The organism is Erythrobacter sp. JB1-15, from assembly GCF_057365035.1.
The window spans coordinates 461,149-474,785 of the sequence record NZ_CP200295.1 but is presented as its reverse complement, the minus strand read 5'-3'; the positions used below and the strand labels follow the sequence as shown (position 1 = coordinate 474,785).

At 58.1% G+C, this 13,637-nt stretch carries 9 protein-coding genes; 5 read left to right on the top strand and 4 right to left on the bottom strand.

Annotated features, from left to right (window positions below):
• Positions 1–55: 55 nt before the first annotated feature.
• Complete coding sequence (gene ppc, locus AC0V6L_RS02415; RefSeq protein ID WP_486152791.1) at positions 56–2,722, bottom strand: phosphoenolpyruvate carboxylase; 2,667 nt, start codon at positions 2,720–2,722, stop codon at positions 56–58.
• Positions 2,723–2,849: 127 nt separating this feature from the next.
• On the opposite strand from ppc, the gene AC0V6L_RS02410 reads away from it, so the two are divergent.
• The 3 genes from AC0V6L_RS02410 (at position 2,850) to AC0V6L_RS02400 (ending at position 7,127) form a co-directional block, all read left to right on the top strand.
• Complete coding sequence (locus AC0V6L_RS02410) at positions 2,850–3,503, top strand: bifunctional 4-hydroxy-2-oxoglutarate aldolase/2-dehydro-3-deoxy-phosphogluconate aldolase (protein WP_486152789.1); 654 nt, start codon at positions 2,850–2,852, stop codon at positions 3,501–3,503.
• A 102-nt stretch (positions 3,504–3,605) separates the two neighbouring features.
• Entirely contained in the window at positions 3,606–4,907 is a 1,302-nt protein-coding gene (locus AC0V6L_RS02405) for a FecR family protein (protein WP_486152787.1), read from the top strand.
• Between the two features lie 90 nt (positions 4,908–4,997).
• Positions 4,998–7,127 (top strand): CHASE2 domain-containing protein, encoded by a 2,130-nt coding sequence (locus tag AC0V6L_RS02400; RefSeq protein ID WP_486152785.1) that lies wholly within the window; start codon positions 4,998–5,000, stop codon positions 7,125–7,127.
• A 3-nt stretch (positions 7,128–7,130) separates the two neighbouring features.
• Here the strand turns inward: AC0V6L_RS02400 and AC0V6L_RS02395 are convergent, their stop codons facing one another.
• From AC0V6L_RS02395 to AC0V6L_RS02385, 3 genes are all read right to left on the bottom strand, one after another.
• Positions 7,131–7,664 carry a hypothetical protein gene (locus AC0V6L_RS02395; RefSeq protein ID WP_486152783.1) on the bottom strand — a complete coding sequence of 178 codons (534 nt, stop codon included), beginning with the start codon at positions 7,662–7,664 and terminating at the stop codon, positions 7,131–7,133.
• Positions 7,665–7,667: 3 nt separating this feature from the next.
• Positions 7,668–8,372, bottom strand: a complete 705-nt coding sequence (locus AC0V6L_RS02390; protein ID WP_486147790.1) for a response regulator transcription factor — start codon at positions 8,370–8,372, stop codon at positions 7,668–7,670.
• Between the two features lie 138 nt (positions 8,373–8,510).
• Positions 8,511–9,410, bottom strand: a complete 900-nt coding sequence (locus AC0V6L_RS02385) for a LysR family transcriptional regulator (RefSeq protein WP_486152781.1) — start codon at positions 9,408–9,410, stop codon at positions 8,511–8,513.
• A gap of 153 nt (positions 9,411–9,563) precedes the next feature.
• Here AC0V6L_RS02385 and AC0V6L_RS02380 point away from each other — a divergent pair, with 153 nt between their 5' ends.
• Both AC0V6L_RS02380 and AC0V6L_RS02375 read left to right on the top strand, forming a co-directional pair.
• Positions 9,564–11,144, top strand: a complete 1,581-nt coding sequence (locus tag AC0V6L_RS02380; RefSeq protein ID WP_486152779.1) for a proton-conducting transporter transmembrane domain-containing protein — start codon at positions 9,564–9,566, stop codon at positions 11,142–11,144.
• A 72-nt stretch (positions 11,145–11,216) separates the two neighbouring features.
• Entirely contained in the window at positions 11,217–13,601 is a 2,385-nt protein-coding gene (locus AC0V6L_RS02375) for a YbcC family protein (protein WP_486152777.1), read from the top strand.
• Positions 13,602–13,637 lie beyond the last annotated feature (36 nt).

Here is a 13,637-nt window from a genome sequence, read left to right as displayed (position 1 = left end):
GATGGCAATAGGGTAAAGCGGGCCGGCATTGCGATGCTGGCCCGCTTTTGTTTTGTCAGCCGCTGTTCCTAAGCGCAGTGGCAATCGCGTTGATCGACAGCTTGATCCCCTCTGCAATCCGCGCATCGCTTTCATTGGCGCGGTGGCGTTTGAGCAGTTCCAGCTGAAGCAGGTTGAGCGGTTCAATATAGGGCAGTCGCAAACGGATCGACGCATCCAGCTTGGGCGACTTTTCCAGCAGATAGCTTTGCCCGGTTGTATCGAGCAGCGCATCGTGCGTGTTTTGCCAGCCGTCCTTGATCCGCGTAAAAATGGGCTGAGCCAAATCCTGATCTTCGACCAATTGCGCATATTCCGCCGCAATCGCCATGTCTGATTTTGCCAAAACCATTTCCATATTGGCGAGGACATTTTTGAAAAACGGCCATGTCTGCGCCATTTCGCGCAGCAGGCCCTTATCTTCAAACTGGCCGAGCGCATGGCCCACACCATACCAACCGGGCAGCATGACGCGCGCCTGGCTCCAGGAAAACACCCAGGGAATGGCGCGCAAATCCTCAATCGCATCAGACGCTTTGCGGCTGGCGGGCCGCGATCCGATTTTCAGTGTCGCGATTTCTGCAATCGGGGTGAGCTGACGGAAGAAATCGACAAATTTTGGCGTGCCGTACACCAGATCGCGATAGGCATTGAACGCATTGGTGCTGATCGTATCCATCGCACTTGCAAAGCGTTCGTATTCAGCCATGGGCACCCGTTCAGGCTCCAGTGTGGCTAGCACGCTGGCGCTGGCCATCGCTTCGAGATTGGCGGCTGCGGTTTCGGGCGTGCCAAATTTGGCAGCGATAACCTCGCCCTGTTCGGTGATGCGGATGCGCCCATTGACGGTGCCTTGCGGCTGGCCGCGAATGGCTTCGAATGCTGATCCGCCTCCGCGTCCAACAGATCCGCCGCGCCCGTGGAACAATTGCATGGTGACGCCTGCTTCAGCAAAAACGGGGGCAAGCGCTTCACTGGCGCGCGCCAGCATCCAACTGGACGTGAGATAGCCGCCATCCTTGTTCGAATCCGAATAGCCGATCATCACTTCCTGCGCGCCGCGCTGGGCCGTGATTGCGGCGATTTCGGGCAGCGCGAAATAGGCTTTCATCACGCCCGGCGCGTTTTCAAGATCGCCAATAGTTTCGAACAAAGGCACCGCCATGATCGCGCATTCGGGTTGCTCGCCCGGTTGGTACAGCCCAGCCTCGCGCAGCATCACATGCACTTCGAGCAGGTCAGAGACCGTCTCGGCCATGGAAACGATGTATTGCACAATGCAATTCGCGCCGTATTGCGCATGCGCCGTGGCAGCCGCATCAATGATGGCGAGTTCCTTGACGGTTTCCTCGCTGTATTCGGCCCAAGGCGTGCGCAGCGGGCGCTGGCCCGCAAGCTCTTTGCGCAAGATAGCCACGCGTGCATCTTCATCCAGCGCAAGGTAATCGGCTTCTACCCCAGACTTGGCGAGCAGTTCAGCGACAACGCGTTCGTGGACTGAGCTGTTCTGGCGCATGTCCAGCGTCGCCAAGTGAAAGCCAAAGGTTTTGACCGCGCGGATCAGCCGGCCCAATGCTCCGCTGGAGGCGAGGGTCGCGCCGCCCAGTTTCTCAAGCGAGCGGGCGATGGCGCGCAGATCCTTTTCAAGATCATCGGGGTGATTATAGGCGGGCTGCTGACTGTTCGGCAGGCGAGCAGGCGGCTTGCCGCAAATTTGTTCGTAAGTGGCCGAAAGGCGCGCATAGATCCCGATAATCGCGCGGCGATAGGGTTCATCAAGCCGGTGCGGCGACAGATCATCGCTGGCATCGGCAAGCGCAAGGATATCAGGCTCAATCTCGGCCAATTCGCTGGAGATAGACAATTCGCGCCCCAGATCGTGCAATTGTTCAAGATAGAACCCCAGCACTGTCTCCGCCCCGCGGCCCAGCGCGTATCGCAGGCTGTCAGCGGTTACATTGGGATTGCCATCCCGGTCTCCGCCGATCCAACTGCCCAGCCGTAGGAAACTGGCAGGCCGCTCGCCCAAAGTGTCTTCCCACTGGTGATAAAGTTCGGGAAGAACAGGCAGGAACACACCGCCCAGAAAATCGAGCGCATTGTCAACTTCATCGGTCACGTACAGGCGATCTCGCCGTAACGTGCGAGTGCGCCATAGTAAGGCAATCTGGCGCAAAATGGCGTTTTCTACTCCGCTTGCATCCTTGCCGGCCGCCAGTTCGCCATCACGCTGTTTCATCAGATCAGCGATCCGTGTGCGGTGATCGATCACGCTTTTGCGGCGCACTTCGGTGGGATGCGCGGTCAGCACAGGCACGATCAACGCGTTTGACAGCAGTTCGACAATCTGAGCGCGGTCAATTCCGTGTTCGTCCAGCCGCTCTACGGCTTGCGCGAAATCAAGCCCGGTATCCGCCATGATCCCGTCGCGATCCTCGGCCAGATTGGCAAGCATGGAAAACAGGCCAAACCCGCGCACAAAGGCGAGTGTTTCATCGAGCGACAATTGATCCAATTCAAGATCAACCAGTTCCCCGCCGCGATGGCGATTGATACTGGCAGAGCGAATATGTTCGGTCCGCTCAAACAGGCGCTCGCCCGCATGGTCGCGGATAACATCACCCAATAGCTTTCCAAGAAAGCGGATATCCGGGTTTTGCTGAATGGGAGGGCGTGTCGTCAAAATGTTCTCCTAAAAGAAGGCGGCGATCAAGGTTGCAAAATGGCCGCGTCAATTGCACTGGGGGAGGAGATGTCTGCGATAAAGCGGATGCGCGTGCGCGCAATAAAAAAGGGATAAAAGGCTCCTTATGAAAGAGAAATTGTCAAACCGATTGGGATCGGCGCCAATTGTGCCGCTCATTGGCGAAAATGATGCCGCCCGTGCGGTTGCCACTGCCAAGGCTTTGGGCACAGGCGGATTGACCGTGATTGAGGTTGTGATGCGCAGCCAGGATGCGCAAAAAGGCATGGAAGCCATTCTGGCGCAAACCGAAGGCTTGATTGTCGGCGCGGGCACTGTCCTGACGCTCGATCAGGCGAAATCGGTGCGATCGAGCGGAGCGGAATTTATTGTGTCGCCCGGGCTGGTCGACAATATCGCGGAATATTGCCTGTCGGAGAATATCCCGTTCTACCCCGGCACGATGACAGCGGGCGAAGTCCAGCGCGCCTTTGCCATGGGACTGCGAGAGGTGAAGTTCTTCCCAGCCAGTCTGGCAGGCGGTGTGCCGATGTTAAAGGCTTTATCTTCGGTGTTTCGCGAAATGCGCTTTATGCCCACTGGCGGTGTCTCGGCGAGCAATCTTGGCGAATTCCTTGATCTGCCCAGCGTTATTGCCTGCGGCGGAAGCTGGCTTACGCCTAAAGATGCGGTGGAAAGCGGCGATTTTTCCGCGATCACCAGATTGGCTCAAGAAGCGATTGCTGTCGCTTCCAAGGTGAGGCCAGATACGGCCCGTTAGGGCTGAAAGCCGCGCGGATTGTAAAAACACATTTCACAATCGCCTTGGACATGATTTTGCGATGCCGTGCTGCTAGTCTGCACCGTAGAAAAGGAGCGTGACATGCGCAAAGCCGTTTTGAAACTGTTGGCAACAAGCCTCTTGGTGGCCATGCCGAGCCAAGTTCTTGCCGCACCCGATGGGCATGTCAGCTACACGGTCAAGCCTGCGGACACCCTGTTTGAATTGACCGGGGATTACCTGATTAACAGCGCAGCTTTGGAAGAGGTGCGGCGGCTTAATCGGGTGCGCAATCCGCGCCTTATGCAGATTGGCAAAAAGCTACGTATCCCGCGGCGTCTGCTTAAACATCGCCCGGCCAAACTGACGGTTGAGAGCTTTTCAGGCAATGTCAGTTTTGTTCAAGGGCGGCGTAAACTGACAGCAAGGCGCGGGCTTTTGCTGCGCGAGAACGTCGAGATTGTGACCGGCCGCAACAGTTTTGTTTCTATTTCCGGTGACGGCAATTCGAGCGTCGCAATCCCGTCAAACTCGCGCGTGCGCATTGTCGATGCGCGGCGTTATTTGATCAACGATCAGATCGATGTGCAATTGCGCGTGCTCGAAGGTCGCAGCGAAGTGATTGCGCCCAAAATCAACGGCGATGGCCGCTACCGCGTGGGCACACCTATTGCCGTGACAGCGGTGCGCGGCACGGGCTTCCGCGTTGGCTTTATGCCCAATAAAGACATTAGCCTGACCGAAGTGGTCGAAGGGCAAGTGGTCGTTGCAGCAGGCGATGCAGAGCAACCCACAGCGGCTGGCTTTGGCCTTTCCGCAGCAACCGATGGGTTGGGAGAGCAGGAGCGTTTGCTGCCTGCGCCGGATCTGGTGGAGCCGGGCAAAATCCAAACCGCTGAGGTCGCCAGCTTTGCCATTCAGCCTGTCGAGGGAGCAGTGGGTTACCGCACTCAGATATCAACCGATGCGGGCTTTGTAGATGTGGTGACCGAAACGATCAATGCCGACACCGCCGCGCAATTCGAAAACCTTGAAGATGGTCGGTATTTTATCCGCTCGCGGGCGATATCCGAAGTGGGGCTCGAAGGTTTTTCCAAAGTCCAGACTTTCCGCCGGAAACGCGCAGGGGTTGAAGCAGGAGCAGAACCTTCCAGCCTTGAAGACGCGTTCAAATTTGCCTGGCGCACGCAAGGCGATGGCGAGGTGTTCTACGCATTCCAATTGTGGAATGCGCAGGATCCCGGCGTGCTGGTGGTCGATGAGGTTGCCTTGCGCGACACGGCTGTTTTGGTGTCGAAACTGGAGCCTGCCACTTACCAATGGAAAGTCGCTTCATTCCAAATTGACGAAGGTGATGTCATAAAAGTGTGGGGCCCCGTGCAAGAACTGGTAATCAGCGAATAAGTTTGGCTGGGCTTTGGTGGAGCATAGCCAATTCATTTGAGAACGTTTCGACTATTTGGTGAGTGGTTCGTCCTGCTGGCGGCGACGCTTTTGCTTGTAATGGTTGCATGGCATCAGGACTGGACCGCCAAGGTGGATGCCGGGCTACTCGACCTGGCCACGCATCTCAGCCTCGCAGAGCCCGATCCCGATATCGTTGTGGTCGCCATCGACGACCGGGCTGTTACGGAAATTGGAAATTGGCCGTGGGATAGAGAGCGCCATGCCGAGTTGATCGAGCAATTGGCTGGTTATGAGCCAAAGCTGATCATATTCGATGTGCTGTTTGTCGATCCAAGCGCGCCTGAAAGCGATGCGCGTCTCGCGCAGGCGATTGCTGAGGCAGGCAATGTGATTTTGCCGCATTCGGTGATGCGCGCGCCCAATACGCTTGATGCGATCCAGCCATTGATGCCGCTGCCGCAATTTGAAGCGGGCGCGCTGGATGTTGGGCATGTCTTTGTTGAGCCGGATCCTGACGGGATTGTTCGGCGGTTCGATTTTGAACTCGAGACCACGCAGGCCGCGCACGATCATCTGGCGCAAACCGCGTTTGCAGCGCTTGGCGGCGATCCGCAGGAGCTGCCGGAAACGGGCGTTGACCCGATAGCCCCGATGCACCCGCCCGGTTCGTTCAAAGACCCAAGCGCGGCCGATGTGATCACGGGCGCAACACCCAAAGCCATATTGCAAGACAAGATCGTGCTGATCGGCGCAACTGCGCAAGGTCTGGGGGATCGCTACGCTGTTTCGGCCTATGCGGGCGGGATCAAGGCTGGCGTAGAAATGCAGGCGAGTTTGCTAAGCGGGCTGATGGGCGGCGAATTGATAACCGAAGTGCGCCCCGCAATCGTAATAGCCTTGTTGATCGCGGCCATCGTGATCCTGTTTCTGGTGTTCTGGCAATTTCCGCCAAGCTGGACTTTGCGCGCTTCGCTTGGCCTGATCGCGGTGCTGATCGCCCTTTCTTTTGGGATGGTGCTGTTTGCTGACCTGTGGCTGCCTGTGTTCCCGGCAATCCTTGGAATATTGCTGGCTTATCCTGTTTGGGGGTGGCGCCGATTGAGCTCTGTTAGCCGGTTTCTCCAAACAGAAGCGGTTGCGATGGGCGGGCTTGAAGCGGACAGCAGTGCAGCTGACAACAGCGGTTTTGATCCTATTGCCAAACAGGTCAGTCAGGTGCGCGGACTGATCGGCGAAACACGCGAGCGTTTGTCGTTTTTGCGGCGGGTTCTGTCGGGTTCTCCCGATCCTATGTTGGTGTTTGATGCCGATGGCGGTCTTGTGTTGATGAATACGAGAGCGGAATCGGTGTTTGGCAAGGAAGCGGCATGCACCGGGCTAACCCTGTCGCAATTGCTGATAGAGCAGGGCGCCGCCATGGATAGCGACAAGCAAGAGCTTGAGTTTGCGGATGGCAGGGTTTTCCTTTTGGCTTCGTCGGAAACTGCCATGCGCGAAGGGGGCCAGATCGTATCTTTGCGCGATATCAGCACTATCCGTCAGAGCGAGCGGCAAAGGCGCGAAATGCTTGAGTTTCTTTCGCACGATATGCGATCCCCACAAGCGGCTATTGTCGGTTTGGTGGGGGCAGCGGGGCAGGCTCTGCCAGAGAAGGAACGGCTGACTCGGATTGAGAAACAGGCGCGCCGCACGCTCAAACTCACTGATGATTTCGTGCAGATTGCGCGGCTCGAATATGAGGGCGTCAAACCGCAGGAAACCGATCTTGGTGCGTTGCTTTATGAAGCCATGGACCGTGCCTACCCGCTCGCAAAACGGCGCAAAATCGCGTTTGAGGCGGATATTTCAGCCGAGCCGGAATTCTGCCAGGTTGACCCATCATCCATGTCACGCGCGATTGATAATTTGATTGGCAATGCGATCAAGTTTTCACCGCGCAATGAAACCGTCTCGATTGGCCTGTCACGCCAAAACGACGACAGCCTGCTCATCTGGGTCGCAGACAATGGGCCTGGCCTGCCAGCGGAGCGGGTCAAAGATACGTTCGCGCGCTTTGGTGCGCGCGATACCGAGGCCGGGCCGAGCGCGGGGCTGGGGCTTGCCTATGTCAAAAAAGTGATCGATGAACACAATGCTGAGATCGATGTCGAAACCCGCAACACGCAAGGAACACGGTTCCAGATTACGTTGCCGTGCAGCGGGATTGACGCAGGCTAGAGCCTAATTTCCGGTAAGCTCAGCGGCGAGCAACCGAGCCAATTCCTCAACTGGCAAGGCATCATCAACGCAGGTTGTGGTTTCAACTTCGGAGCGTTTAATCAGGTCTCCGGAACCGCGATCAAACACCGCAAGGCTCGCTTTAATCCGGGATGCCTCGCATGTGTCCAGCCAGTGCGGTTCGCGCGTGTCGGCGATGGGGCGGGCATTTTCATCAGACCCGCCAGCTTCGCTCGCATACAGACCTACCGTGCTGGCGCTTCGAGCAATCGCAACTTCGCCGATTGCGTTTGCATCCCCGCTAACCCGCACGCCTTTTGCTTGCAGCGCGCTGGACATAGCGGTGTGCATTCTGAGCCGCTGGGTCTGCTGTGCGGCAGGTTCAATCAAGTTGATTTGAGAAATAGTTTGCGCCGCGCCGACGCTGGATCGCACTTGCGGCGGGGTTTTGACCGAACAACTCGTCAATAAGGCACAGCTCATGCCCAAACCCACAAAACGTAGCAGGTTGGTTGAGCGATATTGAGGTTGTGTCATGCCTTACCCGTTAGCAGTTTCCTCATCGATATACGCATCCATACGATAACCGAAACCAAAAACCGTTCGAATGACATATCCATTGTCCGGTTTCAGCTCCAGTTTAGAGCGCAAGCGAGAGACGTGAACGTCGATTGTTCGTGTCTCAAGCTCTATGTTTCCGCCCCAAACTCTCGAAAACAGATAGCCGCGCGACAGGGGCCGATCGAGATTTTGGAACAGCAAATCGATAAGATCGAATTCCTTCGCCGTAACGGCAACCGCTTTGCCATCAAAGTCGATTTCCTTGGCTTTGCGATCAAGCGTGTATTTGCCGTACTGAACTTCGGTTTCGGGACGATCTGCCCCAATCCGCCGGCCAGCCGCTTCAAGCCGCGCGCGGATGATATCGTCGCTTTCGGGCTTGGTGATGTAGTCAACAGCGCCTGCTTCGAGGCCGCGCACAATGTCATCTTTTTCACCGCGACTGGTGATCATAATGAAAGGCGGTGCAGAGGGGAGATTTTCTGATGCCCAGTACAGAATATCGAGCCCCGTTTGGCCCGGCATATTCCAATCCAGCATCACCACATCAAAGGTTTCGCGTTGAAGCGCGCGTTGCAGCTCAAGCCCGTTCTTGAATGTTTCCACCTCGTGCCCGGCAGACAGCACGATGGCTGCTATTTGGTCGAGCAGCTCTTGTTCGTCATCAGCAAGTGCAACGCGCATGATTGGTCCCCTCACAATCGATTTAATACCTTTGTAAAATGCTAACTACATGGGGTGATGGCTCTGATCCAGCGCTTGGGGGTTGAAAAAGCCGCCAATTTGCAACCTTTTACAGAAACTGAGAGCATGAAACGGCCTCTAGCTCAGCACAGTTTCAAGCAGCGGATTGGTGAATTGCCGCTTGATCGTGACCGCGTAAAAGACCTCGCTGATTGCAGGCAATTTGGCAAACTCGCGCAAAGTTCCGCTGGCCAATTCATCGCGCACCACGATGGGCGGGATGACCGCCAGGCCAAGATCAGCGCGGGCGAGCAGGCGGATCATTGCCATGTCATCGGCTTCGGCAGCGATTTTGGGCACCACTCCCAGCCGAGCTAGCAAAGCATCGAAACTGGCGCGCAAAGACGTTTCGGGTGTTGGCAGGATCAGCGGGGATGACGACAAGATGGAGGCTATTCTCTCAGTCTCTGTGCTGCCGCCATCTTCATCCAGACCCGCAGCTTTTGCGCGTTCGGGTGTGCCGACCAGGCTGACATCCTGTTCATCGATCCGCTGAAGCAGATACGGGCTTTGAGCATCTCGGGCAGGCGCAAGGTTGGTCAGCACCACATCGAGCGACAAGGCCTGAAGCCCCTGCAGCAGATCCTCTTGCGCGCCGGATCGCAGAATCACCTCAACATCATCGCGCCCGGCAAGCGGTTCGATAAAGCGCATCTGGAAATTGCGCGACAGCGTCGCCAGCGCCCCAATCCGCAGCACTTTGCGCTGGCCTTCTGCCCGGTTCAGCGTTGCGGTGAGGTGGTCTGCGGTGCGGAAAATCTCGTCAGCATGGTCAAGCGCAATGCGGCCGGCCTCGGTCAGATGCAGCGCTCTTCCGCGGCGTTCGAACAGGTCGTGGCCGAACGATCCCTCCAGCGTTTTGATCTGGGTGGAAACCGCGGATTGCGAGATGTTCAAGAGCCGGGCAGCGCCGGTTAATGACCCTTCTTTGGCGACTGCTCTGAACAGGCGGAGGTGGTGCAGGTTGATAAAGTACATCCTGAGCTTGGGGTTGAAGGTGGGGTGAGGGTAGGGGCAAGGCAATGCTCCAAAGTTCTATAAAATAGAACGATAAAGATCAATATATGAATTTTTATTTATATTCTTCCCCCGCTATCTGCAACCCAACCCCACCCGCAGGAGCCTTTTTCGATGATCTCGCCCGTTATCACACCGTTTTTCTCGCTCGCATTTCTCGCGCCGCTTGTGCTGCTGGCCGGGGCTGCCATTGCGCTTGGCCGTCCGGGCAAGCGCCCCGGCATTGTCCCGCGTCTGTCTGAAAGCGCGGCTTTGATCGCTGGCTTGCTGACGGCAGCGGGCCTGATCCAAACGGCCATGGGCAGCGCGCTGCCCGCTACCCTTACCCATGGGGCCTTTTCGCTTTCACTGCGGGCCGATCTGGTCAGCGCGTCGATGGCGCTGCTGATCGGGTTTATCGGCTGGATCGTTATGCGCTACAGCCGCACTTACATTGACGGTGAGGAGCGCGAGGGCACTTTCCACGCGCTGATGCTGGCAACCTTGGCTGCGGTTCTGGTGTTCGCGCAGGCCGGCAGCTTTGCCGTGATGATCGCAGCGACCATTGCGGTGGGCATCGCTTTGCGCCGTTTGCTGCTGTTTTATCCGGGCCGGGCAGAAGCGCGCCGCGCCGCCACCAAATTCGCGCTTGTCTGGCATACCGCCGATGCCGCGCTGATCCTTGCGGCAGCTTTGCTGATCGCCGCATTCGGAACGCTGGACCTAGCCGCTTTGGGCACGGCTGTGACAAACCAAGGCCTTGGCACGCTGGGTCATATCGCGGTTGGGTTCATCATCCTTGCCGCCGCGCTGAAAACTGCATCATTCCCGCTGCATGGCTGGCTGACCGAAGTGATGGAAGCGCCAACGCCTGTTTCCGCGCTGCTGCATGCCGGCATTATCAATTCAGGCGGCGTCCTTTTGGTTGCCGCCTCTGCGCTGGTTTCGCAAAGTTCGGGCGCGATGGCTGCGCTCGCTATGATCGGCGGGTTCACCGCTTTGTTTGGCGCCGCGGTCATGCTGACCCAGTCGGCTGTTAAAACCGCGCTTGCCTGGTCCACCGTGTCGCAAATGGGCTTTATGCTGCTGCAATGCGGGCTGGGCCTTTGGACGCTCGCGCTGCTGCACATCATCGCGCACTCTTTGTATAAAGCGCACGCTTTCCTGTCTTCGGGCGGAGCGGTGCAGGATGTCGCCAGCATTCGCCGCCCTGGCCCTGTGGCTGTGCCCAGCATTGCGGCGGTTCTCAAAAGCTTTGGCCTTGCGCTGCTGCTGTATGGCGGCATCGCCAGCCTGTTTGCGCTTTTGTTCGGCGCGAAAAGCCCGCAGGCCTACGCCCTTGGCGCGATCCTGATTTTCGGCGTTGCCTATCTGGTTGCACAAGGCCTCGCCGATGAAGCCCCTGAAAAACTGGCAAAGCGCACCTTTGGCACCGCGATTGCCGCAGCGATTGGCTATTTCGGGTTTCAGGTCGTGGCAGAAGCGGTGTGGGGCGCAGGCCTTCCCGCAGCGCCCGTGCCAAGCCCGCTGGAATGGGCGCTGATCGTAATGGCGGGAGCCTCGTTCGGGCTGGTCGCTTTTGCACAGGCGCTGTTCCCCCTGTGGGCGCATCACCCCTCCACTGCCGGATTGCGCGTGCATCTGGCCAATGGGCTTTACCTTAACGCTCTGCTCGACCGCGCCATTGGCGGTTTTGCGACCAAGCCTTTGAAATAGGCGCAGCCATCCTTTGCCCAAGCATCCTTTGCCGAGCCCCTTCTTGCCGATTTTTCACGAAAGATTGATCCCATGTTCCTGAAGCATTCTCAAATCACCCCGGCGCGCATGTCAGAAATTCTTGGAGCAGCCGAAGCCGCTGCCCGCGCAATTCCGCCTGCATTCCCGCTGGATGCGACCGTCGCGGTCAATCCGTTTCTGGGGCAATCGGGCGAGGATCTGGCGACCGCATCGGCGCGGCTGGCCCGTGTTGCTGGTGCGCGCATCACGCAATCCGCCGCTGCTTACGATCGCGCGATTGCAGATGGCACAATCACCGATGCCGATCTGGAAGCCGCTTTGGACGCCAGCGATCTGCCGCAAAAGCCAAGCTCAACCGCTATGCTGAAACTGGCAGCATCCGCGATTGATCGGCTGGCCGAAGACGCCGCCTTGCCTACGATTGCCGATCTTGCCGCCGATGCAAGCGGCACCGATTGGCCTTCTGTGATCGACAAAACCTTTGGCATTTGGGCCGCAGGACAGTTTGATCGCGGTCAGGCGCTGTGGTCCCCTGCGCCGGGCGAAGAGGCCTATAGCGCATGGCGCGCTTTTGCGGTGCATGATCTGACACCGGAAATTGCCGGGCTGACAGGGTTCTGTGCCCATGTCGCGGCAGCGCCTGACACAGCCGAACGCGCGATTGTTGCCGCCGCTGATGCACTGGGGTTGAGCGGGCAATCGGCGCAAACCGCGTTTCACCGTTTGTATATGACCCTTGGCGGGTGGTCGCAGCATGCGCGCTGGATGCTCTGGCAGGCCGAAATGGCAGGCACGGGCGATCAGACGCTCGCAGGAATGCTGGCGATCCGGCTCATCTGGGAAGAGGCGCTGCTGGCCCAGTTCCCGCAGGTTGCGGATAAATGGGAATTGATTGCCGCAGCCCACGGCGAACCGGTTGCCCCAAGCCGCGATCAGACTGCTCTCGCCATTCTGCAAGATGCCGCTGATAGAGCGCATCAGCGCAAATTGGCAGAACAGCTGACAGGCACATGCGAACGCCAATCGGGCACGTTGCTGCAGGCTGCGTTCTGCATTGATGTGCGCTCCGAAGTGTTCCGCCGCGCGCTCGAAAGTGTCGATGGCGGGATTGAAACGCTGGGTTTTGCAGGCTTTTTCGGCCTTCCGCTGGCGCACAAACCGCACGGGTCCGACGTTATCGAAAACCGTCTGCCGGTTCTGCTCAAGCCCGCAATGCACACCACCAGCCAAGGCGATGCGGAAACCGATTTTGACACGCGCATCCTGGCCCGGACAAAGCGGGCATGGGGCAGGTTCCGTCAGGCGGCTGTGTCCTCATTCGCTTTTGTGGAATCCATGGGGCCATTTTACGCGGTCAAACTGATGAAATCCTCGCTTGGCCGGTCGGACAGTCAGGCGCAAAGCCCGGCCCCGCAAGTGATCGGCGATATGTCTGCTGAAACCAAATGCGACACCGCGCAAAGCATTTTGAAAGCGATGAGCCTGACCGGCAATTTTGCGCGCATAGTCCTTTTGCTGGGTCACGGCGGCAACACCACCAACAATCCGCATGAAAGCGCCTATCACTGCGGCGCGTGCGGCGGGCATGCAGGCGATGTGTCGGCGCGCATTCTGGCAGATTTGCTCAACGATCCAGAAACCCGCTCAGGCCTTGCGCTGCGCGGCATTTGCGTGCCGGATGATACCCGGTTTGTCGCAGGTCTGCATGATACGACCACCGACAGGGTGACGGTGTATGATGATGATCTGCCTGCAATTCTCGAAGATGCGATGGACGAAGTGCGCGAATGGCTGGATGAAGCCACTGCCATTGCCCGGACCGAACGCGCGCCCAAACTGCCCGGCTCGCATTGGAGCGATATTGATCTGCGCGCGCGCAATTGGGCCGAAGTGCGCCCCGAATGGGGTCTGGCGGGATGCGCTGCCTTTATCGCGGCCCCGCGCGGCGCGACCGCTGGCAAGGATTTGTCCGGCCGCGCGTTTCTGCACAATTACGACTGGAAAGCGGATGGCGGCTTTTCTACGCTCGAGCTGATTATGACAGCCCCGGTTGTCGTCGCGAGCTGGATCAGCTTGCAATATTACGGTTCGTCAGTTGCGCCCGATGTGTTTGGCGGCGGCAACAAGCTCATTCACAATGTCGTTGGCGGTATCGGCGTGATCGAAGGCAATAGCGGGCGTCTGCGTCCCGGTCTGCCGTGGCAAAGCGTGCATGACGGCGATGCGCTGATGCATGATCCGGTGCGGCTGTCCGTGATGATTGAGGCCCCGCGCGAGGAGCTTTCCAAAGTGCTCGAAGCGCACCCGCAAGTCCGCGATCTGTTCGACAATGGCTGGCTGCATCTGTTTGCGCTGGCTGATGGCAAAGTGGATGCGCGCTATATACCTGGCAAAGGGTGGCAGGATCACGAAGCGAGCGAATTGCTGGCCGCGTGAGGCCCCGCAGCGCGCGCGATTATCGCGGTCAAGCTT

Bases quoted from the DNA above. Each gene is read 5' to 3' on its own strand.
- AC0V6L_RS02390 (WP_486147790.1), bottom strand. From the start codon at position 8,372: ATGCGCGTTGCACTTGCTGATGACGAACAAGAGCTGCTCGACCAAATA.
- AC0V6L_RS02380 (WP_486152779.1), top strand. From the start codon at position 9,564: ATGATCTCGCCCGTTATCACACCGTTTTTCTCGCTCGCATTTCTCGCG.
- AC0V6L_RS02375 (WP_486152777.1), top strand. From the start codon at position 11,217: ATGTTCCTGAAGCATTCTCAAATCACCCCGGCGCGCATGTCAGAAATT.
- AC0V6L_RS02410 (WP_486152789.1), top strand. From the start codon at position 2,850: ATGAAAGAGAAATTGTCAAACCGATTGGGATCGGCGCCAATTGTGCCG.
- AC0V6L_RS02405 (WP_486152787.1), top strand. From the start codon at position 3,606: ATGCGCAAAGCCGTTTTGAAACTGTTGGCAACAAGCCTCTTGGTGGCC.
- AC0V6L_RS02385 (WP_486152781.1), bottom strand. From the start codon at position 9,410: ATGTACTTTATCAACCTGCACCACCTCCGCCTGTTCAGAGCAGTCGCC.
- AC0V6L_RS02395 (WP_486152783.1), bottom strand. From the start codon at position 7,664: ATGACACAACCTCAATATCGCTCAACCAACCTGCTACGTTTTGTGGGT.